General features: G+C 41.7%; 18 protein-coding genes, 11 tRNA genes, 3 rRNA genes and 1 other annotated feature. Of the genes, 9 read left to right on the forward strand and 23 right to left on the reverse strand.

The genetic code is table 11. The features are described from left to right. Window positions 1–11: 11 nt before the first annotated feature. The 14 genes from HPT25_RS01910 to HPT25_RS01975 form a co-directional block, all read right to left on the reverse strand. Window positions 12–88: transfer RNA gene (locus HPT25_RS01910), tRNA-Met, on the reverse strand. 17 nt (window positions 89–105) lie between these two features. Further along, window positions 106–181, reverse strand: a tRNA-Ala gene (locus tag HPT25_RS01915). 12 nt (window positions 182–193) lie between these two features. Then, window positions 194–270, reverse strand: a tRNA-Pro gene (locus HPT25_RS01920). Window positions 271–284: 14 nt separating this feature from the next. Continuing rightward, a tRNA-Arg gene (locus HPT25_RS01925) sits at window positions 285–361 on the reverse strand. 13 nt (window positions 362–374) lie between these two features. Further along, window positions 375–463: transfer RNA gene (locus HPT25_RS01930), tRNA-Leu, on the reverse strand. A 4-nt stretch (window positions 464–467) separates the two neighbouring features. Continuing rightward, window positions 468–542 (reverse strand) — tRNA-Gly (locus HPT25_RS01935). 8 nt (window positions 543–550) lie between these two features. Beyond that, a tRNA-Leu gene (locus HPT25_RS01940) sits at window positions 551–635 on the reverse strand. Window positions 636–644: 9 nt separating this feature from the next. Next, window positions 645–720, reverse strand: a tRNA-Lys gene (locus tag HPT25_RS01945). Between the two features lie 5 nt (window positions 721–725). Beyond that, window positions 726–801 (reverse strand) — tRNA-Thr (locus tag HPT25_RS01950). A gap of 181 nt (window positions 802–982) precedes the next feature. Then, window positions 983–1058: transfer RNA gene (locus tag HPT25_RS01955), tRNA-Val, on the reverse strand. Between the two features lie 5 nt (window positions 1059–1063). Further along, a 5S ribosomal RNA gene (rrf, locus tag HPT25_RS01960) occupies window positions 1064–1180 on the reverse strand. 136 nt (window positions 1181–1316) lie between these two features. Continuing rightward, window positions 1317–4251, reverse strand: a 23S ribosomal RNA gene (locus HPT25_RS01965). Between the two features lie 301 nt (window positions 4252–4552). After that, a 16S ribosomal RNA gene (locus tag HPT25_RS01970) occupies window positions 4553–6102 on the reverse strand. The 16S, 23S and 5S rRNA genes sit together here with 10 tRNA genes alongside, the layout of an rRNA operon. Before the next feature lie 435 nt (window positions 6103–6537). Next, a complete protein-coding gene (locus HPT25_RS01975) occupies window positions 6538–7440 on the reverse strand; it encodes a DMT family transporter (RefSeq protein ID WP_173059188.1) in 903 nt (300 codons plus the stop codon). Between the two features lie 123 nt (window positions 7441–7563). Here HPT25_RS01975 and HPT25_RS01980 point away from each other — a divergent pair, with 123 nt between their 5' ends. The 3 genes from HPT25_RS01980 (at window position 7564) to HPT25_RS01990 (ending at window position 9165) form a co-directional block, all read left to right on the forward strand. Further along, window positions 7564–8259, forward strand: coding sequence for an MgtC/SapB family protein (locus tag HPT25_RS01980; protein WP_173059191.1), 696 nt, complete (start codon window positions 7564–7566; stop codon window positions 8257–8259). An 84-nt stretch (window positions 8260–8343) separates the two neighbouring features. Further along, window positions 8344–8416: transfer RNA gene (locus HPT25_RS01985), tRNA-Ala, on the forward strand. Between the two features lie 170 nt (window positions 8417–8586). Continuing rightward, window positions 8587–9165, forward strand: a complete 579-nt coding sequence (locus HPT25_RS01990) for an RBBP9/YdeN family alpha/beta hydrolase (protein WP_173059194.1) — start codon at window positions 8587–8589, stop codon at window positions 9163–9165. On the opposite strand, the gene HPT25_RS01995 is transcribed toward HPT25_RS01990, so the two are convergent. Further along, a complete protein-coding gene (locus HPT25_RS01995) occupies window positions 9166–9903 on the reverse strand; it encodes a MurR/RpiR family transcriptional regulator (protein ID WP_173059197.1) in 738 nt (245 codons plus the stop codon). It lies immediately after the preceding gene. Between the two features lie 197 nt (window positions 9904–10100). Here HPT25_RS01995 and HPT25_RS02000 point away from each other — a divergent pair, with 197 nt between their 5' ends. Further along, entirely contained in the window at window positions 10101–11429 is a 1329-nt protein-coding gene (locus HPT25_RS02000) for a 6-phospho-beta-glucosidase (protein ID WP_173059200.1), read from the forward strand. 43 nt (window positions 11430–11472) lie between these two features. Here the strand turns inward: HPT25_RS02000 and HPT25_RS02005 are convergent, their stop codons facing one another. From HPT25_RS02005 to HPT25_RS02015, 3 genes are read right to left on the reverse strand one after another with little or no spacing between them, the layout of a single operon-like run. Next, window positions 11473–12609 carry a zinc-dependent alcohol dehydrogenase gene (locus tag HPT25_RS02005; RefSeq protein ID WP_173059203.1) on the reverse strand — a complete coding sequence of 379 codons (1137 nt, stop codon included), beginning with the start codon at window positions 12607–12609 and terminating at the stop codon, window positions 11473–11475. Between the two features lie 14 nt (window positions 12610–12623). Beyond that, on the reverse strand, window positions 12624–12983 hold the full coding sequence (locus HPT25_RS02010; protein WP_376767901.1) for a spore coat protein: 360 nt from the start codon (window positions 12981–12983) through the stop codon (window positions 12624–12626). Between the two features lie 13 nt (window positions 12984–12996). Continuing rightward, a complete protein-coding gene (locus tag HPT25_RS02015; protein ID WP_173059206.1) occupies window positions 12997–13206 on the reverse strand; it encodes a spore coat protein in 210 nt (69 codons plus the stop codon). A 140-nt stretch (window positions 13207–13346) separates the two neighbouring features. Between HPT25_RS02015 and HPT25_RS02020 the strand changes: the two genes are divergently transcribed. Together HPT25_RS02020 and HPT25_RS02025 are read left to right on the forward strand one after the other, a co-directional pair. After that, window positions 13347–13535 (forward strand): hypothetical protein, encoded by a 189-nt coding sequence (locus tag HPT25_RS02020; protein ID WP_173059209.1) that lies wholly within the window; start codon window positions 13347–13349, stop codon window positions 13533–13535. A 13-nt stretch (window positions 13536–13548) separates the two neighbouring features. Continuing rightward, window positions 13549–13848 carry a spore coat protein gene (locus tag HPT25_RS02025; RefSeq protein ID WP_173059212.1) on the forward strand — a complete coding sequence of 100 codons (300 nt, stop codon included), beginning with the start codon at window positions 13549–13551 and terminating at the stop codon, window positions 13846–13848. Window positions 13849–13871: 23 nt separating this feature from the next. Here HPT25_RS02025 and HPT25_RS02030 read toward each other — a convergent pair whose 3' ends face one another. Further along, entirely contained in the window at window positions 13872–14621 is a 750-nt protein-coding gene (locus HPT25_RS02030; RefSeq protein WP_173059215.1) for a glucose 1-dehydrogenase, read from the reverse strand. Window positions 14622–14762: 141 nt separating this feature from the next. Here HPT25_RS02030 and HPT25_RS02035 point away from each other — a divergent pair, with 141 nt between their 5' ends. Beyond that, on the forward strand, window positions 14763–14906 hold the full coding sequence (locus HPT25_RS02035) for a hypothetical protein (protein WP_173059218.1): 144 nt from the start codon (window positions 14763–14765) through the stop codon (window positions 14904–14906). Between the two features lie 187 nt (window positions 14907–15093). Beyond that, window positions 15094–17520, forward strand: a complete 2427-nt coding sequence (locus HPT25_RS02040) for a GGDEF domain-containing phosphodiesterase (RefSeq protein WP_246277118.1) — start codon at window positions 15094–15096, stop codon at window positions 17518–17520. 103 nt (window positions 17521–17623) lie between these two features. Here the strand turns inward: HPT25_RS02040 and thrB are convergent, their stop codons facing one another. Genes thrB through HPT25_RS02055 form a run of 3 tightly spaced genes read right to left on the reverse strand, consistent with a single transcriptional unit; the run spans window position 17624 to window position 20890 of the window. Next, window positions 17624–18541 (reverse strand): homoserine kinase, encoded by a 918-nt coding sequence (thrB, locus tag HPT25_RS02045; RefSeq protein ID WP_173059224.1) that lies wholly within the window; start codon window positions 18539–18541, stop codon window positions 17624–17626. Next, complete coding sequence (gene thrC, locus HPT25_RS02050; protein WP_173070801.1) at window positions 18528–19598, reverse strand: threonine synthase; 1071 nt, start codon at window positions 19596–19598, stop codon at window positions 18528–18530. The genes thrB and thrC overlap by 14 nt, the downstream gene beginning before the upstream one ends. 2 nt (window positions 19599–19600) lie before the next feature. Next, window positions 19601–20890 (reverse strand): homoserine dehydrogenase, encoded by a 1290-nt coding sequence (locus HPT25_RS02055; RefSeq protein ID WP_173059227.1) that lies wholly within the window; start codon window positions 20888–20890, stop codon window positions 19601–19603. A 355-nt stretch (window positions 20891–21245) separates the two neighbouring features. Beyond that, window positions 21246–21460, forward strand: a binding site (T-box leader). Window positions 21461–21648: 188 nt separating this feature from the next. Between HPT25_RS02055 and serA the strand changes: the two genes are divergently transcribed. Then, window positions 21649–23292 carry a phosphoglycerate dehydrogenase gene (serA, locus tag HPT25_RS02060; protein ID WP_173059230.1) on the forward strand — a complete coding sequence of 548 codons (1644 nt, stop codon included), beginning with the start codon at window positions 21649–21651 and terminating at the stop codon, window positions 23290–23292. A gap of 174 nt (window positions 23293–23466) precedes the next feature. Here the strand turns inward: serA and HPT25_RS02065 are convergent, their stop codons facing one another. Beyond that, complete coding sequence (locus HPT25_RS02065) at window positions 23467–24597, reverse strand: HAD family hydrolase (RefSeq protein WP_173059233.1); 1131 nt, start codon at window positions 24595–24597, stop codon at window positions 23467–23469. Between the last annotated feature and the right edge of the window lie 210 nt (window positions 24598–24807).

The following is a 24807-nucleotide window of genomic DNA, read 5'->3' on the forward strand; positions in this document are numbered from 1 at the left end:
TTTGTTATATTTGGTAGCGGCGGAGGGGATCGAACCCCCGACCTTACGGGTATGAACCGTACGCTCTAGCCAGCTGAGCTACACCGCCGAAATATTATTGAAATATGGTGGAGCCTAGCGGGATCGAACCGCTGACCTCCTGCGTGCAAAGCAGGCGCTCTCCCAGCTGAGCTAAGGCCCCAAGAGAATATAATGGTCGGGAAAACAGGATTCGAACCTGCGACCCCTTGGTCCCAAACCAAGTGCTCTACCAAGCTGAGCTATTTCCCGTAATGAAAAACTAATGGCGCGCCCGAAAGGAGTCGAACCCATAACCTTCTGATCCGTAGTCAGACGCTCTATCCAATTGAGCTACGGGCGCACAATTCATTTTGTGGTGCCGAGGACCGGAATCGAACCGGTACGGTAGTCACCTACCGCAGGATTTTAAGTCCTGTGCGTCTGCCAGTTCCGCCACCCCGGCATTTTGGAGCGGAAGACGGGATTCGAACCCGCGACCCCCACCTTGGCAAGGTGGTGTTCTACCACTGAACTACTTCCGCATATTAAATGGTGCGGGTGAAGGGAGTCGAACCCCCACGCCTTGCGGCGCCAGATCCTAAGTCTGGTGCGTCTGCCAATTCCGCCACACCCGCATATTTAAATGGTGAGCCATGAAGGACTCGAACCTTCGACCCTCTGATTAAAAGTCAGATGCTCTACCAACTGAGCTAATGGCTCGATAATGGTGCCGGCTAGAGGACTTGAACCCCCAACCTACTGATTACAAGTCAGTTGCTCTACCAATTGAGCTAAACCGGCATAATTTATAAGGAGTATTAATTTGCATTCGCTTGCCTGGTAATCGTCATCCCGATCTCAGACTGTTAATCCAAGAAGCAGCTCGATCGGTATGCTGTAGAATATTCAGGAAGCATATTCGATCGTGCTCTACCAATTGAGCTAAACCGCCATAATGCTTGTTCAATAATTTTTGAAAATATGGTGGAGGATGACGGGATCGAACCGCCGACCCTCTGCTTGTAAGGCAGATGCTCTCCCAGCTGAGCTAATCCTCCATATAGCCTGGCAACGTCCTACTCTCACAGGGGCTTTCGCCCCAACTACCATCGGCGCTGAGAAGCTTAACTTCCGTGTTCGGTATGGGAACGGGTGTGACCTTCTCGCCATTATTACCAGACCATTTATCGACACTATTTTATTATAATGTCTTTTTCATATTTTGCAAGAAGAAATTATATTTTTCATTCCCTCAAAACTAGATAGTACAGAAGAACCATTTGAGAACGAGTTCGCTTTATTCATATTGCTATGACTTGGTTAAGTCCTCGATCGATTAGTATCAGTCAGCTCCACATGTTACCACGCTTCCACCTCTGACCTATCAACCTGATCATCTTTCAGGGATCTTACTAGCTTGACGCTATGGGAAATCTCATCTTGAGGGGGGCTTCATGCTTAGATGCTTTCAGCACTTATCCCGTCCGCACATAGCTACCCAGCGATGCCTTTGGCAAGACAACTGGTACACCAGCGGTGCGTCCATCCCGGTCCTCTCGTACTAAGGACAGCTCCTCTCAAATTTCCTGCGCCCGCGACGGATAGGGACCGAACTGTCTCACGACGTTCTGAACCCAGCTCGCGTACCGCTTTAATGGGCGAACAGCCCAACCCTTGGGACCGACTACAGCCCCAGGATGCGATGAGCCGACATCGAGGTGCCAAACCTCCCCGTCGATGTGGACTCTTGGGGGAGATAAGCCTGTTATCCCCAGGGTAGCTTTTATCCGTTGAGCGATGGCCCTTCCATGCGGAACCACCGGATCACTAAGCCCGACTTTCGTCCCTGCTCGACTTGTAGGTCTCGCAGTCAAGCTCCCTTGTGCCTTTACACTCTGCGAATGATTTCCAACCATTCTGAGGGAACCTTTGGGCGCCTCCGTTACTCTTTAGGAGGCGACCGCCCCAGTCAAACTGCCCACCTGACACTGTCTCCCACCCCGATCAGGGGTGCGGGTTAGAATTTCAATACAGCCAGGGTAGTATCCCACCGACGCCTCCACCGAAGCTGGCGCTCCGGCTTCTCAGGCTCCTACCTATCCTGTACAAGCTGTACCAAAATTCAATATCAGGCTACAGTAAAGCTCCATGGGGTCTTTCCGTCCTGTCGCGGGTAACCTGCATCTTCACAGGTACTATAATTTCACCGAGTCTCTCGTTGAGACAGTGCCCAGATCGTTACGCCTTTCGTGCGGGTCGGAACTTACCCGACAAGGAATTTCGCTACCTTAGGACCGTTATAGTTACGGCCGCCGTTTACTGGGGCTTCGATTCAGAGCTTCGCTTGCGCTAACCCCTCCTCTTAACCTTCCAGCACCGGGCAGGCGTCAGCCCCTATACTTCGCCTTGCGGCTTCGCAGAGACCTGTGTTTTTGCTAAACAGTCGCCTGGGCCTATTCACTGCGGCTCTTCGAGGCTATTCACCTCAAAAAGCACCCCTTCTCCCGAAGTTACGGGGTCATTTTGCCGAGTTCCTTAACGAGAGTTCTCTCGCTCACCTTAGGATTCTCTCCTCGCCTACCTGTGTCGGTTTGCGGTACGGGCACCTTTTATCTCGCTAGAGGCTTTTCTTGGCAGTGTGGAATCAGGAACTTCGGTACTCTATTTCCCTCGCTGTCACAGCTCAGCCTGTTCGAAAAGCGGATTTTCCTACTTCTCAGCCTAACTGCTTAGACGCGCATATCCAACAGCGCGCTTACCCTATCCTCCTGCGTCCCCCCATCACTCAAACGATAAAGAGGTGGTACAGGAATATCAACCTGTTGTCCATCGCCTACGCCTTTCGGCCTCGGCTTAGGTCCCGACTAACCCTGAGCGGACGAGCCTTCCTCAGGAAACCTTAGGCATTCGGTGGATGAGATTCTCACTCATCTTTCGCTACTCATACCGGCATTCTCACTTCTAAGTGCTCCACCAGTCCTTACGGTCTAGCTTCAACGCCCTTAGAACGCTCTCCTACCACTGACATCGTAGATGTCAATCCACAGCTTCGGTGATACGTTTAGCCCCGGTACATTTTCGGCGCAGAGTCACTCGACCAGTGAGCTATTACGCACTCTTTAAATGGTGGCTGCTTCTAAGCCAACATCCTGGTTGTCTAAGCAACTCCACATCCTTTTCCACTTAACGTATACTTTGGGACCTTAGCTGGTGGTCTGGGCTGTTTCCCTTTTGACTACGGATCTTATCACTCGCAGTCTGACTCCCACGGATAAGTCTTTGGCATTCGGAGTTTGTCTGAATTCGGTAACCCGATGAGGGCCCCTAGTCCAAACAGTGCTCTACCTCCAAGACTCTTACTACGTGAGGCTAGCCCTAAAGCTATTTCGGAGAGAACCAGCTATCTCCAAGTTCGATTGGAATTTCTCCGCTACCCACACCTCATCCGCGCACTTTTCAACGTGCGTCGGTTCGGGCCTCCATCCAGTGTTACCTGGACTTCACCCTGGACATGGGTAGATCACCTGGTTTCGGGTCTACGACTACATACTAAAACGCCCTATTCAGACTCGCTTTCGCTGCGGCTCCGTCTCTTCAACTTAACCTTGCATGTAATCGTAACTCGCCGGTTCATTCTACAAAAGGCACGCCATCACCCATAAACGGGCTCTGACTACTTGTAGGCACACGGTTTCAGGATCTCTTTCACTCCCCTTCCGGGGTGCTTTTCACCTTTCCCTCACGGTACTGGTTCACTATCGGTCACTAGGGAGTATTTAGCCTTGGGAGATGGTCCTCCCTGCTTCCGACCGGATTTCACGTGTCCGGCCGTACTCAGGATCCACTCAGGAGGGAACGAAGTTTCAACTACAGGGCTGTTACCTTCTATGACGGGCCTTTCCAGACCGCTTCATCTACCCCGTTCCTTTGTAACTCCATGTTGAGTGTCCTACAACCCCGAAAGGCAAGCCTTTCGGTTTGGGCTGTTCCCGTTTCGCTCGCCGCTACTCAGGGAATCGCGTTTGCTTTCTCTTCCTCCGGGTACTTAGATGTTTCAGTTCCCCGGGTCTGCCTTCAGTACCCTATGTATTCAGGTAAAGATACTGCTCCATTACGAGCAGTGGGTTCCCCCATTCGGAAATCTCCGGATCAAAGCTTACTTACAGCTCCCCGAAGCATATCGGTGTTAGTCCCGTCCTTCATCGGCTCCTAGTGCCAAGGCATCCACCGTGCGCCCTTTCTAACTTAACCTACGGGTGAATATAAGCTTCGCATCTCTTCGTCAGCTTCCGCAGCGAAGCTCCTCATGTATATCATACACTCCGGTGTTCGCTCAGTCGCTTCCTCGATCTGCTCGCTTCTATTCCCCCTCTAATAAATATTAGAGAGAAAAACTAAAATGGCGATTACTCAGTTCTTGCTTGGTTTCTTCTATACGATTATCTAGTTTTCAAGGAACAATGTTTTGAGAGATTGTTCTCTCAAAACTAAACAAACAAAGAACGTGTCACAAACCGTTTTGTCTGGCTCATAGGTCCAGCTTTATCCTTAGAAAGGAGGTGATCCAGCCGCACCTTCCGATACGGCTACCTTGTTACGACTTCACCCCAATCATCTGTCCCACCTTAGGCGGCTGGCTCCTTACGGTTACCCCACCGACTTCGGGTGTTACAAACTCTCGTGGTGTGACGGGCGGTGTGTACAAGGCCCGGGAACGTATTCACCGCGGCATGCTGATCCGCGATTACTAGCGATTCCGGCTTCATGCAGGCGAGTTGCAGCCTGCAATCCGAACTGAGAATGGTTTTGTGGGATTGGCTCCACCTCGCGGCTTCGCTGCCCTTTGTACCATCCATTGTAGCACGTGTGTAGCCCAGGTCATAAGGGGCATGATGATTTGACGTCATCCCCACCTTCCTCCGGTTTGTCACCGGCAGTCACCTTAGAGTGCCCAACTAAATGCTGGCAACTAAGATCAAGGGTTGCGCTCGTTGCGGGACTTAACCCAACATCTCACGACACGAGCTGACGACAACCATGCACCACCTGTCACTCTGTCCCCCGAAGGGGAACGTCCTATCTCTAGGAGTGTCAGAGGATGTCAAGACCTGGTAAGGTTCTTCGCGTTGCTTCGAATTAAACCACATGCTCCACCGCTTGTGCGGGCCCCCGTCAATTCCTTTGAGTTTCAGCCTTGCGGCCGTACTCCCCAGGCGGAGTGCTTAATGCGTTAGCTGCAGCACTAAAGGGCGGAAACCCTCTAACACTTAGCACTCATCGTTTACGGCGTGGACTACCAGGGTATCTAATCCTGTTTGCTCCCCACGCTTTCGCGCCTCAGCGTCAGTTACAGACCAGAAAGCCGCCTTCGCCACTGGTGTTCCTCCACATCTCTACGCATTTCACCGCTACACGTGGAATTCCGCTTTCCTCTTCTGCACTCAAGTCCCCCAGTTTCCAATGACCCTCCACGGTTGAGCCGTGGGCTTTCACATCAGACTTAAAGGACCGCCTGCGCGCGCTTTACGCCCAATAATTCCGGACAACGCTTGCCACCTACGTATTACCGCGGCTGCTGGCACGTAGTTAGCCGTGGCTTTCTGGTTAGGTACCGTCAAGGTACCGGCAGTTACTCCGGTACTTGTTCTTCCCTAACAACAGAGCTTTACGACCCGAAGGCCTTCATCGCTCACGCGGCGTTGCTCCATCAGACTTTCGTCCATTGTGGAAGATTCCCTACTGCTGCCTCCCGTAGGAGTCTGGGCCGTGTCTCAGTCCCAGTGTGGCCGATCACCCTCTCAGGTCGGCTACGCATCGTCGCCTTGGTGAGCCGTTACCTCACCAACTAGCTAATGCGCCGCGGGCCCATCTGTAAGTGACAGCCGGAACCGTCTTTCAGTTCTTCCTCATGCAAGGAAGAAGATTATCCGGTATTAGCTCCGGTTTCCCGAAGTTATCCCGATCTTACAGGCAGGTTGCCCACGTGTTACTCACCCGTCCGCCGCTAACCTCAAGGAGCAAGCTCCTCGAGATTCGCTCGACTTGCATGTATTAGGCACGCCGCCAGCGTTCGTCCTGAGCCAGGATCAAACTCTCCAAGAAAGTTGATATAGCTCATAAAAATAACGTTGGCTTCATTTCGTTAGAAATGAATAATTATTGTTTGTTGACGTTTTTGTTTGTTTAGTTTTCAAAGAACATTCTTTTCAAAAATCACTATTTCGGATTCAACTCTTCAAAAGCGACTTCCTAAATATATCATATCCACTTTTTTAATGTCAACAACATTTTTTATTTTTTTCTTTTTGTTATTTAACATCTCAAAGAGGACGAGATTTAATATAACATGTTCAATTAATGTTTGCAATATAATTCATAAAGTTTTTTTCTCATTTTTAAGTGGCGCTGTTAAATTTGGCTGTTGATTTCCGTTCTAGGCACGAGCGGTTCGCGGGCGTGCCGGGGAGCCTCCGTGCCTTCCGCTCCAATCAACAGTGTTTAAATATCAACAATGTTCTTTAACAAAGCCTTTAAAATTTAGCTTTTAAACGTCTTTTTTATTTTCAATTTTCTTTCATCTAAAACAAATAGTAAAATTCCTGAAATAACAATGATTCCTCCAAAAATTTGAGTCAAAGCCACATTTTCATGTAATAACAAATAAGCAAGGATCGTTGCACCAACAGGTTCAAAAAGAATAGCCATTGAAATTGTGGATGCGCTGAGCCATTTTAATGACCAATTAAACAGGGAATGTCCAAGTAAATTAGGAAAAATGGCAAGCAAAATAAAATAAATCCAGTCACTATTTCGCTCGGGCAGCAAGGACTCTCCAGATACAATCGTATATAGATAAAGAGTTATGGTACTCATAAAATATACAATAAAGGTATATGTAATAAGTGTTATTCTTTTTCGAGCGGTTTGACCAAATAATAGATATCCTGTAACTAAGGCACAAGCAACAAGCGCAAGAAAATCTCCAAACAAAGCTGTTCCGCTAATTCGAAAATCTCCCCAGCTTATAATAATGCTTCCTGCCACGGCAACGATTCCGCTGATTATAGCCATTGACGTTAATTTTTCTTTAAAGAATAGGAATGTTCCTACAAATGCAAATATCGGCTGTAATGTTACTAAAACAGTAGAACTTGCTACCGAAGTGTAATTCAATGATTCAAACCATAGGATAAAATGGAATGCAAGTAAGATACCAGCAACTGTTGAAAAAAGCCAATCTTTTCTTTTAATCAGTTTTAGTTCACGAATTTGGTGTTTTTTCAAAAAAAGTGGAAGCATAAAAATAACTGTAAAAAAAAGACGATAAAAAGCGATAACGCCTGATGGTGCAGAGCATAATTTAACAAAAATGGCAGATGCGGATACAGAAAGGACTCCCAAAGCCAAAACGGCATATGGATTTACTTTTGGTTCTTCCATTACGTACTCCTTTATGTGTACAATCTTAAGTAGAAATAATTTCATTGTAATCGTATATGATTTTCATTTTGAATACCAATATTTTGGATCAGATCAATTTATAAATTGGACGTGAACTTAAGTATGAACAGTATTGATGTTAACATTTTAATGAAACTTGGTATATCTGCTGTATTCGGACTAATTATAGGATTTGAGCGTGAATTAAAAAGAAAACCTGTTGGACTGAAAACAAGCCTCGTGATTTCTGTTGTTAGTTGTTTATTGACGATTGTATCAATCCAATCAGCTTACATGTTCCCTAACTCAGATAAAGTTAAAATTACCATGGACCCGTTACGTCTTGCGGCACAAATTGTATCCGGGATTGGTTTTCTGGGAGCGGGGGTCATTTTAAGAAGAGGTAATGATAGTATTTCCGGTCTAACAACAGCTGCCATGATTTGGGGAGCCGCTGGAATCGGAATAGCTGTAGGCGCCGGATTTTATTTAGAAGCTTTTGCTGGAGTTGTCTTATTAATTGTCAGTGTGGAGTTAATTCCATTCTTAATGAAGCTCTTTGGACCAAAACAATTGCGGGAAAAAGAGATGATGCTTCAACTTGTCATCCGTAATAGATCGAATATCGAAAAAACCATTTCTTTCTTAATAGGAAAAAAATATAGCGTCAGAAGAATTCGCATTAAAGATTTAGATAATGACGATCATTTGGTTCAGATTTTACTTGCGATCGATTATCGTGATAAAACCACAGATGTTTATGCAGCTGTTTCCGATTTAGAGGGGGTATATCGGGTCGAAATTGAGAGTATCAGATAGCAGAAACTTTTTATCATTTTTTCATAAATTACCTCTTGCAAGAATTTAAAAATACAGATATAATTTCTCATGTACCTATGATTTGGGGGCTTAGCTCAGCTGGGAGAGCGCTTGCATGGCATGCAAGAGGTCGTCGGTTCGATCCCGATAGTCTCCATAAATTATGTAAACCCTTTGCAATTGCAAAGGGTTTTTCTGTTTGTGACATTTTTTTAATTATTTGGACTTTACAGATAGAAATTGGTTGCACCAAATAGCTAAAAAAGTTATAATTCATATAATACCCAGATGATTACTCGGAATAAATTTTTAAAGGAGGCAACATACATGAGCAAACAAAGTTTTCTTATCCTGCACGGCCTAGGAGGAAGCGGTCCGGATCACTGGCAAACATGGTTGGCCAATGAACTTGCAGAAAGAAACCACCATGTCATTTACCCAGTTTTTCCTAATGTTGATTCCCCAGATAAACAAGTATGGATTGAAGAATTAAGCACTGTTATGAAGACCATTCCTGAAAATCAGCCTTTAACCGTCATAACACATAGCTTAGGCTGCCTTTTATGGCTTCATTTTACATCAATCCAAAATAATAGGATTGCGGAACATGTCATTATGGTGGCACCACCATCCCCCCAAAACGTGATTGAAGCAGCGAACTCTTTTTTTCCTGTGCCATTGAAAAATAACAACTTAACAAGAACAGCCGATGAAACATTATTTGTTCATTCCTCCAATGATCCATACTGCAGTCTTACCGATGCAAAATATTATATGAATATTGGAGTTCCATCCATTGTTTTCCCTAATATGGGACACATTAATGTTGAATCTGGACATGGCAGATGGGATTGGATTTTAGAGAAGTGTCTTTTTAAAGACCATATGAAAAAGAGAGTGATATAACTAAGTATCACTCTTTTTTGTAAGTTCATGTACTTTTCTTGCCACTGCCTCCAATATGTAAACAACCGGTATTTGAGTAGTAATATTAGAATGGTTATACCATTCCTCTGTTACATAATACGAAATATTTATATCAGAGATTTTTGAAATGGTGCATTGCTTGTTGTTCGTGATACTGATAATTTTGCTTCCTTCTTGTTTCAATCGATTTATATGAGTAACAGTAAAGCGATTTTCTCCTGAGACTGACAAGGCAATGGTGGCACTATTTTTTAAATAATTCGATTGAATTGGAAAATGCGGATCTTTAATATACATCGAAAATTTCCCCAAGCTTGAAAAATAACGGGCGCCATATTCTGCTAAAATCCCAGAACTTCCAGTACCAATAAAGATCACACTGTCTGATTGGGCAATTTGTTTTGCCGCTTCATGGATATTTTCATCAAAACTTCCTTTAAGTGTCCGTTCCATAAATTCTGCCAGTGAATGGTCCATTGTTTTGATTTGAATATCCACTTTCTTATCTAATAAAAGCTTAAGCTTCACTTTGAATTCTGAAAAACCCTCACAATCCACTTTCCGGCAGAAACGCAAAATCGTCGAGGTGGAAACATGGGTTTCTTTTGCTAAATCACGAATTCTCATATAGATCACTTTATCACTATTTTTCGAAATATAATCATACAGTGCAACTTCCAAATCATTAAAAGAAGCAATGACATCATTTGAAAACAAGCAAACTCCTCCTAAAAAGGTCTCTCTCCTTTCAATTCTACCACATTAAAAAACAGGGTGTTACTTTCGTGTAACAAATATTATCTGTTGTCAATCTTTCCAATATCTTCTGATGTTATTTACTCCTTTTTATTTCCGCTGTACCATTTTTAATGTAGAAAACAAATGTGGTCTATCAATAACCGGAGGTGCTTAACATGAATAACGGCATTAAAATCGTAACAATCGGCGGGGGTTCCAGTTACACTCCCGAGCTTGTAGAGGGATTTATTAAACGCTATACTGAACTTCCAATCAGTGAGTTATGGCTGGTTGATATTCCCGCAGGCCAAGAAAAGTTGAACATTGTGGGAAATCTGGCTAAACGGATGGTTGAAAAAGCCGGCCTGCCAATCAAAGTTCATTTGACTCTTGATCGCCGTGAAGCTTTAAAAAACGCTGACTTTGTTACTACTCAGTTTCGTGTCGGCCTGCTTGACGCCCGGGCAAAGGATGAAAGAATTCCTTTAAAATACAATGTGATTGGACAAGAAACAAATGGGCCTGGCGGATTATTTAAAGGACTACGAACGATTCCGGTGATTTTAGATATTTGCAAAGACATCGAAGAATTATGTCCTGATGCTTGGCTCGTCAATTTCACAAACCCAGCAGGAATGGTGACCGAAGCCGTGCTTCGCTACAGCAATATTAAAAAAGTGGTTGGTTTATGCAATGTTCCTGTTGGTATAAAAATGAGAACCGCTGAAATGCTCGGGGTAGAACCTGAAAGAGTTCAAATTGATTTTGCTGGGTTAAATCATATGGTTTATGGTTTAAATGTATATGTTGATGGAGTCAGTGTTATGGATAAAGTAATTGATTTAATGGCAAACCCTGACAATTCTATGACGATGAAAAATATTAAAAACATTGGCTGGGAACCTGAATTCATTAGAGGACTTAAAGCCATCCCTTGCCCATATCACCGTTATTACTATAAAACAAGTGAAATGCTAGAGGACGAAATGCGTGCAGCAAATGAAGAAGGTACTCGTGCCGAAGTGGTAAAACAAGTTGAAAAAGAATTGTTTGAACTATATAAAAATCCAGATCTAGCTGTTAAACCGCCACAATTGGAAAAACGCGGCGGTGCATATTATTCCGATGCAGCCTGCAATCTGATTAATTCCATTTATAACGACAAACGCGATATTCAGCCTGTTAATACAAGAAATAATGGGGCCATTGCCAGTATCCCTGATGATTCAGCTGTTGAGGTTAACTGTGTCATCACTAAAGAAGGTCCTAAACCAATTTCTGTCGGTGATCTTCCAGTTGCCGCTAAAGGACTTGTGCAACAAATTAAATCTTTTGAGCGAGTTGTTGCAGAAGCAGCGGTCACAGGCGATTACAATACGGCGCTATTGGCAATGACCATAAATCCTTTAGTACCTTCTGATCAAATTGCGAAACAAATTTTAGATGAGATGCTTGAAGCTCATAAAGAATACTTGCCACAATTTTTTTCAGCTGTTGAAGCATAATTAAAGCAGGCTCTGATGTAAACAATATCAGAGCCTTCTTGTTTTATGGTTTTAAAATTACTTTTATACAATCCTCTTGTTTCGTATCAAATACTTCATATCCATGTTTTGCCTGATCCAGCGGAAGCACGTGTGTAATGATGTCGCCAGGATCGATCTTACCTTCATTAATCATGTTATATAAATAAGGCAGATAGGGAATAACAGGAGCCTGCCCTGTTTTTATATCTACATTCCGGTTGAAAAGATCTCCAAGTGGAAAGCCATTATATCTGCCCCCGTAAACACCTGTTATCTGAATCGTTCCGCCTTTTCGGACGGCTTGGCTGGCAATGACGATGGCCCCCATTGCTCCGCCGTGAAGTTTCATGCCTGAAGCTAAAAATTCCAACGGTGTCATTTTTCCATCCATTCCTACTGCATCAATGACAACGTCAGCCCCCCCCTTTGTAATTTCCAGCAAATAATCTCCAACATTTTCATGGTCTTCAAAGTTAACAATCTCCACTTTATTTGTTCGTTTAGCATGTTCTAGCCGGTATCCTACATAATCAACAGCAATTACCCTCTTTGCCCCTTTTAACCAAGAGAACTTTTGGGCTAATAAACCCACTGGTCCGCAGCCTAAAATAATCACTGTATCTCCATCTTTTACACCCGCGTGATCCACACTCCAGTACGCTGTTGGAACAGCATCAGCAAGTAATGCCAATTTCTCGTCTGGGACTTCACAGTTATCTGGAATTTTAAAAGGCGTAAAATTTCCAAAGGGAACTCGCATATATTCAGCTTGTCCACCAGCATAACCGCCAGTCGTTTCCGAATAACCAAAAAAACCTGCCCCTTGACCATGGGGATTACCGTTATCACATTGACTTGTTAGATCATGAGTGCAATACCAGCAATGACCACAAGCTACATTAAACGGAATAATAACTCTGTCACCTTTTTTTAATTTCGTTACTTCCGGTCCAACCTCTTCTACGATGCCCATCGGTTCATGCCCAATTACGAAATCTACAGGCAAATTGGGAATCAACGCATGAATCAAGTGTAAATCGGAGCCACAAATAGCAGAAGAGGTAATTTTCACGATAATATCATCGGCATTTTTTACGGAAGGATCTTTGACATCTTTTACCTGTACATCCTTTATGCCTTGGTATGTAACAGCTTTCATACAAGTTTCTCCTTCTATTGGTTTGGTGTGGCAAACATGCCAAGACGGTCCGTATCTTTTGGGAAGAGATTTAACTCGGCAATTTGAATGGCAGTCTCGGCCGATTTTAAATCGATTGGAAATTGTTCTTTCATATTATGGGGATGCAGCCACCCCTTTTTGATCATTAACTCGGATATTTCAGAGTGCAACTCAATGGCAGACTCCATCTGTTTATGTAAAACTTGTCTAAGTTCAGAATTTGCCGTCTCTGTCATTGCAAACCCATAATTACGAATCCCTGTTTTAACACCAAGTAAAAAATCCATTGCAATCGCCGAATCCATCAAATTTGGCATTCCTTCAGCATTTCTGGGATCTAAATAATCTTCCACTATTTCACCTCTTTTATTGAAAAAGCTGACTTTGTTTATAAAAATTCATCAGTTCATTGATATCATGGATGGATTGTTTTACGTCTTTTGCCATTAACGCTTTAAGATCATTATCAAAACAAATCCCTTGCATCAGCTTGGATTTTAGCAAGCTAACAGTTTTAAAGTTAAGAAGTTCATGTGTTTCCATTGTTTCATGAAGAGCCAGACCTTCTATATCCATGTAAACACCTCCTCCATTTCAACCATTTATAATTTCCCCTATTTTCTTTTCCTTTTATTCAACAGTTATTATGGAATATTAGGCAGTGGAGAGAGAAAACATAAAATGAAACAACACTTTGCCTATTAGGAGCAGATAAAATGTCCAAGTTTTTAGCCTTACATGAAACATTAGAGCTTCATGAACTTTTAGCCTTTAAAAATCTTTGTTTAACGAAAGCAGCCACAATGAGCGGGCTAGCTCAAGATGAAGAACTCAAAGCGATCCTTTTAGAAGATGCCGCAATTGGATCGGGCCATATCGAAGAAATACAGCGGTTTTTAACTTAGAGGAGGAGATTAGATGAATTCGTTAATTCAAAACCTCATGGGAATGGGCGGAATGACCGATCAAGTGATTGCAACAGATTTTTTGATTTCAGCAAAAGCAGGAGTAAGAAATTATGCGGCAGCTATTACGGAAACCACAACACTTGAATTAAAGGCCGCCTTGCGCGAACAGCTGAATGACGCCATTGCCACACATGAAAAGATCACCAACTATATGATGGCTAAAGGATATTATCATCCCCACAACTTAAGTGAGCAGCTGCAGCTTGACCTTTCTGTATCTGAAACAGCACTGAACCTTGCAGAAAAATAAGAGAGGGTGTCAAGCATCCTCTCTTATTCTTCATATATCATCTTCCGAGTCATTCCACCATCAACAACTAAATTTACTCCTGTTACAAAATCATTTTCCTTTGCCGTTAAATACATACAGGCACGGGCAATATCACTCGGTTTTCCTACTCTTTTTGACAAATGCTGTGCATGATCAATTGATGTCAATTCATCGTAGTCACCCGTATGGACCCACCCTGGAGAAATCGCATTGACAGTGATCCTGTCATTACTTAAGGAAGCAGCTAATGCATGGGTAATTGCCACAATGCCTCCCTTGGATGCCGCATAAGCTTCAGAATTCAGTTCAGACATTAGGGCCCTTGTAGATGCAATATTAACAATGGATCCGCCGTTTTCATTTTTTCTTATGTATTTCGCTGCTTCCCTTGAACAGAGAAAGACACTGCGTAAATTGGTATTCATAACATCATCCCATTGTTCCGCTGTTAGTTCGTAAAAGGGAGTAAATCCGCTTTTTCCGGCATTATTAATTAAAATATCAATTTTTCCAAACCTTTGATATGTCTTTTCACACAGCTGAATGATGTCTTTTTCCTTTCTTACATCCGTTGGGACAAACAGCGCTTTCCCTCCTTGGCTGTGAATAAACAGAACGGTCTCATTACCCTTAGCATTATCCATATCCGCCACAACTACTTTGCCACCAGCTTTTGCGTAAGCTGTTGCAATTCCTCTGCCGATCCCGCTCGCTGCACCAGTCACAATAACTACCTTATTAGAGAAATTCATTGTCTTCCTCCCCTTCAATTTATATAGATATTTTACCCCCATTGGAAAACTTGCTTCAACGAAATTGGATTTTTTTGTAATAATCCACAACTTATTTGAGGAAACTAAACTATCATTTATATATCCAAAGGAGGATTAAACATGTCAAAAAAATGTTTCTATTGCATGAATGAAATGGAAGAAAGGGAGATCCATTATGTTTCATTTGTTTCTTCTGACCAAGAAAGAGATGAATTGCTTTGCGATGAGTGTTATCAGGAGTGGCTGCATGGACTAAAAGGATAATCACATTTAAAGTATTAATGGGAACTATCGGCTGTATACACCTTTTAAATAAAAGGTGTATACAGCTAATTGGAGTGTTTTGTCATTGTCCATCAAAAGAAAACTTCCACTCATTTTTTGTTTGCTTGTTTTTCTCATTTTGTTAATCAACAATGCCTTTCATTACTTTCGTTCAAAAAATCAGCTGTTGAATTATAATAACAAAGAAATTTCAATGATCACGAAGGAAGTTTCATTTGAAGTCAAAAATACCAAAAAAGGCTCTTTATACGTAGAAAATATTCTTGGGAGAGATTTACGAATCGCAGCAATTGCTATTAAACAAGCACTTCCTTCCGATTATCATGCCATTACAAATGATCAGTTAAAAAAATTGGCTGCAGAAGTCGGTGTTTCCCATATCACATTATTAGCAAAAACAAGTAATGACATTATCGGCGTAAGATCCTCTGAGGTAAATGAACTAAATATGTCAACAAAGGATTGGGGGTATTGGTACGATGCTTTCAAACAGATATTTGCACTTGTTCCAGTATCAGTTGGTAAAGGATTGACATTGCCTCACTATTGGTCAGGTCCAATTGAAATTGCATCTTCAAACCCAAAACATGTGGATAAATGGGGCTATTATTATGACGGTACGACCAATTATATGATCGATCCTTTTTTTCGGGACGATAAAGTGTTAGAGTACCAAAAGCGATTCGGACCAGAAAAAATTATTCAAGATTTTACAAAAGATCCAGGAGTCTTGGAACTTACCGTTTTTAACCCAAAAAATTTCGGCAAAAAGAAAGAATTTGTTCATTTAAATGGAAATATCTATATCAAAATATCCGACCAGCCAATTTGGTATGGCTCGTACCAGTTTAAGAGCTATAAAAAGGACGCTGACTATATAAAAAAATCAATACAGACAAAAAATATCCAATCTTACAAGGATCATCTAAAAGGGAACAATATTATCAAAACATTTGTACCTGTCTTCCCATCAAATGATGAGCCATTTGTCATTGGAATCGTATATAACTACGGCTTAATTCAGCAAGAACTAAACCATGAATTACAAGTACATATTCTCCTTTCAATCGCCATAATGATTGTCGTATTAATTGTTAGTTTTATATTTTCCCGCTCCATTACAAAGCCAATTGCTTATATTGCCCAACAAGTAAATGAAATTGCTCAAGGGAACTTTGGGAAAACTCTTCACATTACTAGAAAAGATGAATTAGGTTTTCTTGCAGAAAATGTAAATGCTCTCTCCCGACATCTACAATCTTTTGTCAGTGACCTGACAGAAAGTAAACAATTAATTGAATACCAGGCATTTCATGATCCTTTAACAGGATTGTTAAATAGACGATATTTTCAGGAGAAGTTATCTCCTATTATCGAACATGCCAATCAAACTAGAGAACCATTATCTGTTTTGTTTATTGATATGGATCGTTTTAAAGAGATTAACGATTCATTTGGGCATAACAAAGGTGATCAAATCTTAAAGATTATTGCGGATCGGATTAAGCTTTGCTTACCTGATGAGGACCGTCATATTATATCAAGGCAGGGCGGCGATGAATTTACCATTTTATTAGTGAATGTTTCAAAAGAAGAAGCCATAATTGCAGCCGAAGCTGTAGTTGCAAGCCTAAAAAAGCCCTATATTTTGGATGGAAACGAGTTCTACCTTGGAGCAAGCTGTGGAATCAGCCTTTATCCTGATCATACAAAAAATCTAGATTCTCTATTCATATACGCCGATTTGGCCATGTACGCAGCGAAAAAAATGGGAGGAAATAAAGTAGTTTTCTATTCCGACCAGCTGCTCAAAACAACGATCGACAAACCACTTTATGAAGCGCGTTTAAGGAAAGCACTTGAAAACCAAACAATTGCCGTTTTCTATCAGCCTAAAATAAATGTTGCATCAGGCGAACTATTAGGGGCAGAAGCCTTATTAAGATGGACAGATGAAGAATTAGGAAATGTCTCACCGGAGATATTTATTCCCATTGCGGAAGATACTGGTTTAATTCATCCACTTTGGGAATTCGTAATGACTATGGCATGCCATCAAGTTAGTGAATGGAACCAGGATCGAAGTCATCCGCTATCCGTTTCTGTCAATTTCTCAGCTCGTCAATTCCAAGAGCCGCATTATATGGTCAAACGAGTGAAGGAAATTCTGGATGGGACTAGACTGGCACCGCAAAATTTTGAAATAGAAATTACAGAAAGCATACTTTTAAGCAATTCATCGGAAATTGTTGATTCACTAAGATACTTAAGAGATTTAGGTATTTCCATTTCAATTGATGACTTTGGAACTGGATATTCGTCCTTAAGCTACCTTCGCAATCTGCCAATCGATACGTTAAAAATAGACAAATCATTTATTATGGATATCACAGAGGATTACAGAAATTCGGAGATTCCAGAGGCGATCATCAATCTCGCCCGAAGCTTGCACCTAAATGTGATTGCTGAGGGAGTTGAAAAGAACTATCAAAAGGAATTTTTATTATCCAAGAATTGTGTTCAAATGCAAGGATATTTATTTAGCAAACCATTAAATAAGGATGAGTTTACAAGATTTCAAAAAATGAAATAGGGCAGCTGCTGAGAACTGCTGCCCATTTTTTCTTTAGCTTCCTTTAAATGTGGCAGTTGAAAACACAAGGGAAATCATCGACATTGTGCTTGTACAAAACCTTTTATTTAAGGAATTGTTCCACTTCGTATACAGAGCATCCAGTATAATCAATATTTAAGAGCTTAACGGTCATTTCAGGGAAATTTGTCTGCAATTCATGCACAAGCTGTTTTCCGCTGCCTTTTTCGATATAGCAAATGACGGTTGGCCCTGCACCGCTTAACGCCACGCCGAAGGCACCGTATTCTTTTGCCAACATCTCAATTTCACTATAAAAAGGAATTAATGGTTTACGGAAAGGCTGGTGAAAGCGGTCGCGTTCCATCATTTTACCAGCCAGCTCCCAATTTCCACTTAGGAGTGCAGCCACTAATAGATTGGCCGTTGATGAAGCTTGAATAGCATCACCTTGTGTAAAAGTTTTCGGGAGAACATCTCGTGAATCCTTAGTCAATAAAATTTCTTTGGGAATGGCAACAACTGCTTCTATAGGAAGATCAGTAAACGAAAGCATGTCTACTTCATTTTGCTGATAACATCCAACTACGAGCCCCCCGTAAAGCGAAGCACCGACATTATCCGGATGCCCCTCCTCTTCGGTTGACAGAAGAAGCTTTTCCTCCTTTGTCAAACCTAAATTTCCAACGATGTCCGCAAGTTCAATACCGGCAATTATGGCGGAGGCACTAGAACCCAGTCCACGGCCTAAAGGAATTTCGCTTTCCAGCTTTACTTTGCATGGAGGTAAAACCTTTCCATACTTTTCTGCCGTTTTAATGGCTATTTGGCAGATAAAATGTTGTTCGTCACGAGGCAGATCTTTTAATTCCGGAGAATCGGAAAAAATCTCCCAGCGATCACTTTTTTCAATCTCTAATGTTAAATACAAATCCAAGGCAATGCCAATGGAATCAAATCCCGGGCCAAGGTTCGCAGAACTTGCTGGGACCTTGATGATTAATCGATTATTTAGAGGCATGCAATACAACCCCTCGAATATGTTCTTTTACGGCTTCTTCATCATTCGGCAAATGAACCGGCTTGACAAGGCTGCTTTTGATCGCAGTATCAGGGTCTTTCAGTCCATTTCCAGTTAAAACCGCTACTATTTTCGTACCTTTGGCTATTTTTCCATTTTGAATACTTTTATAAATGCCGGCAATAGAGGCACAAGAAGCAGGCTCAGCAAAAACTCCCTCAGCGGAAGCTAATTTTTTATACGCTGCTAAAATTTCTTCATCGCTAACTTCATCAAATTGGCCATTGGATTCTTGAACTGCCGCTACGGCTAAGTCCCAACTTGCAGGATTGCCGATTCGAATAGCAGTGGCAATAGTTTCGGGATTTTCAAATACACGATTATGAACAAGGGCTGCTGCACCTGCTGCTTCAAACCCAAACATTCTAGGAAGTCCCGTCTCCTTATCGCTGTTATACTCCTTAAATCCCTTCCAGTATGCACTGATATTACCTGCATTACCTACAGGAATGGCAAGAATTTCAGGAGCGGCCCCCAGCTGATCACAAACTTCAAATGCAGCCGTTTTTTGCCCTTCAAGACGGTAAGGGTTCACAGAGTTAACTAGGGTGATTGGCTCTTCTTTGCTTATGTTACGAACCATTTTTAATGCTTGGTCAAAATTCCCCTCGATCGAAATAATTTCTGCGCCATACATCATTGCCTGTGCCAGCTTGCCCAAGGCAATTTTCCCTTCAGGAATAACAATGATGCACTTTATACCAGCTCGAGCCGCATAGGCAGCTGCTGCTGCCGAAGTATTCCCCGTAGAGGCACAAATCACGGTCTTACTTCCTTCTTCGACCGCTTTTGCAACAGCCATCACCATGCCGCGGTCTTTAAAGGAACCAGTCGGATTTGCCCCCTCTACTTTCACATACAGTTCAACACCCCATTCTTCTGACAGCCTTTCGAGCTTGATTAGCGGAGTGTTCCCCTCATTTAATGTCAGTGTTGGCGTCTGTTCTGTAATAGGTAAATACTCTTTATAAGCCCCCAATAACCCTGGCCATCTCATCATTAATTCCTCACAACCCTATAAGCACTTTTTATTTCTTTTACTGCATCAAGATCCGTTAACTTTTGTAAAATTTGATCATAATCTGTTAGTGAAGATCTATGGGTAACCAAAACAATTTCGGAAGTCTCGTTTTTCTTAATTGGCAGCTGTAAAATTTTTTCAAAGCTGACTCCGTGCTTTGCAAAAATAGAAGTAATTTCAGCAAATACCCCTACCTCATCCTGCACATGGATACGCAAAAAATACTTAGAAAACTTTTCCCCATCATCCTTGAGCTGTTTTGAATATTGAGGTGTTACAGCACTTCGGCCGTTAACCCCAAGTCTAAGATTTTTAATAACAGCCACTAAATCGGAAACTACAGCCGTTGCTGTTGGCAGACTACCTGCACCAGGCCCATAAAACATCGTTTCTCCTACAGCTTCTCCGTATACATAAACTGCATTATATTCGTTTTGTACTGAAGCAAGCGGATGGTTATCAGACAAGAATGTCGGTGCTACACTGACTTCCACTTTTTCCTCTTCGCGGTGAGCATAACCAATCAATTTCATGGTATAGCCCAATTGCTCTCCATAACGTAAATCTTCTTCTGTAACGTTCGATATACCGCTGACTTCTACATCCTCTAGATCAATGTGCATAGAAAATCCTAATGTAGCTAGGATTGCCATTTTTCTGGCTGCATCAAGGCCTTCAACATCAGAAGTTGGATCGGCTTCGGCAAATCCAAGTGCCTGTGCCTCCTTCAACACTTCGTCATATGAACGTCCTTCATTGCTCATTTTCGTTAAAATATAATTGGTCGTTCCGTTTACAATCCCCATCATTTGTGTAATTCTGTCTGAAGCAAGTCCATCAACAAGCCCTCTTAAAATCGGAATACCACCGGCTACACTTGCTTCATAGAACAAATCACAGCCATGTTCGGAAGCGACGGTTAACAGCTCTGAACCATGCAGTGCCATCAAATCTTTATTTGCTGTTACCACATGTTTACCTTGTCTAAGTGCATTGATTAAGTAATCCTTTGTCGCTCCAACTCCACCCATGACCTCAATGATTACATCGATTTCCTTATCATTTAGTATTTCATCAGCATTTGATGTTAATAATTCCTTTTCAACTTCAATAGATCTCGTTTTATTTATATCCTGTACAAGGATTTTTTTGATGATTACTGGACAGCCCACTTGGTGCATCAATTTATCTTGATGATTTTTAATGATCTGAATAACACCTGCACCGACAGTACCTAATCCTAATAATCCTATTGAGATTGCTTTCATCTTTTCCCCTCCCGTAAAAATCGGCTTCTCGTTGTATACAATTGTATCACTATTAAAGACATTATATAATTTTCTTCCCTTTTTTCACACTTCTGAAATGTCCTCTTGACGTGTACAAATGTATTCCTGTTGTAGACATTATATGTTTCTCTTTATTTTTTTACAATAGATATGTTTTACACAAAAAAACCATGAAACCGTTTACTATATTGCTGCTATTGATTTCAAAATTTCTGAAGAAAAATTTTAAAAATTTAAAAGAATTTTTTCTCCTTTATCCCTTTACAGTCCGAAGGTGAGGATGTAGAATAATCCCTATATTCAATTTCGAAATTTCACTCAATTTAAAATATATCAAAATGTGATGATGAAGACGGCATTAAGCAATAACTTCAGAAAGCCGGTGGCTGCTGTGAACCGGTGTTATTCCTTAAAAGGCCCAGCACTTCTGAACTGGCTGCTGAAAATTAATAGTAGGCACGCCCGGCAAAAACCGTTAAAAGCCTTGAGGCTGTCCTTTTCAAATGGACAGCAAAAGAGGGTGGTACCACGTGATCACACGTCCCTCATAACATGACCATTGTCTGTTATGAGGGACGTTTTTTATTTAGTAAAACGAAATGATTTGTCTATTAAAATTTGAAAGGAGTGCATCCACCAAACTATTAATAGGCGAGAATTTCAAAATCAGAAGGTTTTCATGCGTATAAAAAGGATCCTTTAATATTTCATAAAAATAGTTCAGGAGGTTTTTTTAAATGTATAAAGTATTAGTAACAGATGGAATTAGCCAAACAGGTTTAAAAGATTTATTGGAACATCCTAATTTTATTGTGGATCGTCAGCCAACACTTCCTGTTGAAGAATTAAAAAACATTATTGGCGAATATGATGCCTTGATTGTTCGCAGCCAAACAAAGGTAACAGCAGAATTGCTTGAAGCAGCTCACCGTTTGCAGGTAATTGCCAGAGCTGGGGTTGGTGTCGATAATATTGATGTAAATGCAGCGACACGGAAAGGAATTATCGTTATTAATGCGCCAGGAGCAAATACGATCGCAGCAACGGAACATACATTGGCCATGATGCTGGCATTAGCCCGAAAAATTCCCCAAGCCCATCAAAAAACGGCTGGCGGTGATTGGGACCGCAACTCTTTCAAAGGGGTGGAGTTGTACAAAAAAACACTTGGTGTTGTTGGTATGGGTAAGATCGGAACTGAAGTAGCTAAACGGGCTAAAGCCTTTGGGATGAACATTTTAGGTTTTGACCCCTACTTAACAGAAGAACGTGCCAAGAAGCTTGGCATGACAAAAGCAAGCCTTGATTTAATTGCCAAAGAATCTGATTTTATTACGATTCACACCCCGCTGACAAATGATACAAGAGGAATCATTAATGAAGAGTTTTTCAAAAAAACTAAAAAAGGCGTCCGCTTTGTCAACTGTGCCCGCGGCGGCATTATTGACGAAAAAGCATTAGTTCGCGCTATTCAATCAGGTCAAGTTGCAGGAGCAGCATTAGATGTGTTTGAAAAAGAACCTGTGGCAGACCCAGAATTACTGCAGAATCCGAACATCGTTGTCACACCGCATCTTGGTGCTTCAACAGTTGAAGCACAGGAAAAAGTGGCTCAAGAGGTCAGTGCAGAAATTATAGAAATTTTAGAAGCTAAGAATATTCAGCATGCTGTTAATATGCCGCAAATGTCCGGGGAAACACAGGCAAAGCTACAGCCATATTTATTGCTTGGCGATCATGTAGGCCAGCTTGCTGTCCAATTGTTAAACAAACAGGCCCCAACCAAAATCGAAATCAATTATTATGGGGACCTAATTGATGAAGATACTGAACTATTGACACGTACAATACTCAAGGGGATTCTATCCTATCATTTAAGCGATTCTGTTAATCTCATAAATGTGCTTCATCTTTTGAAGGAACAGGGCGTCCCTTATAATGTCCAAAAAAATGCAACTAATAAAGGCTTTGCCAACTATTTGGAGCTTTCCGTTTCACAAAGCAATGAAACAGCTAAAATCGGTGCCACTGTATTAAATGGCTACGGTGCACGCATTGTGAAGATTAATCAATATCGAATTGATATTAAACCGGAAAAGTACCTATTATATATAAAACATCATGACGTTCCTGGAATGATCGGCAAGGTCGGCTCCCTGTTAGGCGACTTCCAAATCAATATCGGTACCATGCAAGTTGGCCGAACAGAAATTGGCGGCGAGGCGATCATGGTGTTAACACTTGATAAAACAGTAGAAAATGAAGTATTACGTGCAATTGAACGTATTGAGGGTATTAAAGAAACACAGCTGCTGGAGCTCGAAAATGTTGAAACATTTGCGTCTGAACGGGTAGAGCCGCATAAAGTGGAAAGTATTTAAAAAACATAAAAAAGCGATACAGTTTCGGATTCTACTGGATCTGAAATTGCATTGCTTTTTTGTGTGCCTTTATCGTTCTAATTTAGTTTTCTTGGAAAAGCCGTTGGCAAAATGAAATGATGAAACTCACACTCAAGGACTGTAGAATCTTTTTTCCTCTTTTCAATTAATCGGTTATTTTTCTAAAATCCGTGCCACATCAAGGACAGAATCCAAAATATAATCAGCTCGATGCTCTTCAAATTCTTTTCTGGCATCCTGACCAGACAAGCCGGTTAACACGGCGGCAAACCGTACTCCCATTTTTCTAGCAGCCAATAGGTCGGCAAGAGAATCGCCTACTACCAAGATGGACTCCCCATTTTCGAGCGGCAGCTTCGTCTTTAAACAGTCCGCAACCGATGCAGATTTTCCTTTATTCGCCATAATATAGGGAAATGGATTCGGTTTGGAAAGTGGGCTGCTCTCCGGTTGCTCTTTCTCTGCAAGTAAAACATCATCTTCCGTGACGATGTGATTTTCATCAAAATATAGCAGCCATTCTAAATGCTTAAAAGGCTGGATGGTTTCAAGTTTTGGACGCCCAGTGCCAATTCCAATTCTATAACCGGCAGAAAGCAAGCCTTGAAATAGGGCGGCGATTTCTTCCCTAGGGGCTAATGTTGTCTCGTTTGCTAGAAAGCCTGATTTCCCCATCTGAACTGACGGCCTGCCAGTAGATTCAAGAATATTATCATCTCCTACATACCATTCCTGGGAAACATGTTCACAAATCGTCCAAAGCTCTCCCTTTTTAAAGATATCTGTTTTTACCCCAAGCTTCTCATAAGCAAGCTCATTTAAATAACCCAGCAGCTCCTGCTTCATCACATTCGAACGAGAAAAATCCTTCTCAAACAAAGTGAAATCCATTTTCACATTATAATTACTCAACACTCTCCCAATTTCAAGTAAACTTTCCCGATCTATTGGTGCCTGACACCACTTTCTAATATTATCCATTTCCATCTCTTTAATCTGAGCTAATAGGTGAATAAGTTGATGGCTGAATACTAGATAGATCATATCCCAATTGGCGTTAAGGCCGCGCGATTTCATTAGTTTCAATGTTTCGTCGTTTTGGAAGACAAGGCTTCGAATTTCTTTTATTTCGGTTTCGGTGTAATTGGTTTTTAGTTTTTCAGGTGCCAGCGCCAGATAATTGCAGCTGATCAGCATTTCCCAAACTGTCAGTGCGGAGGCATCAAAATAATGTTCTTCGCTAAGAAGGACTCCATCGACATCAAATAATATCGTATTAATCAACTTCCCAAACCTCATTTCCTGCTAAACTTTTATACATTATCGTATCACAGTAATGCACTATGCTTAAAGGAATTATTTAAATAATACTGAAAAATAAATTGGATGCCCCCTAAAATAGTCTTAAGAAAAAGCAAAAAAGCCACTGAAATCTATCAATGCTATGAATACATTGACAGTTTCAACGGCTTTCACCCGAATAGCCTGACCCCC

The sequence above is a fragment of the Neobacillus endophyticus genome, assembly GCF_013248975.1.
Taxonomy (GTDB): domain Bacteria; phylum Bacillota; class Bacilli; order Bacillales; family Cytobacillaceae; genus Neobacillus; species Neobacillus endophyticus.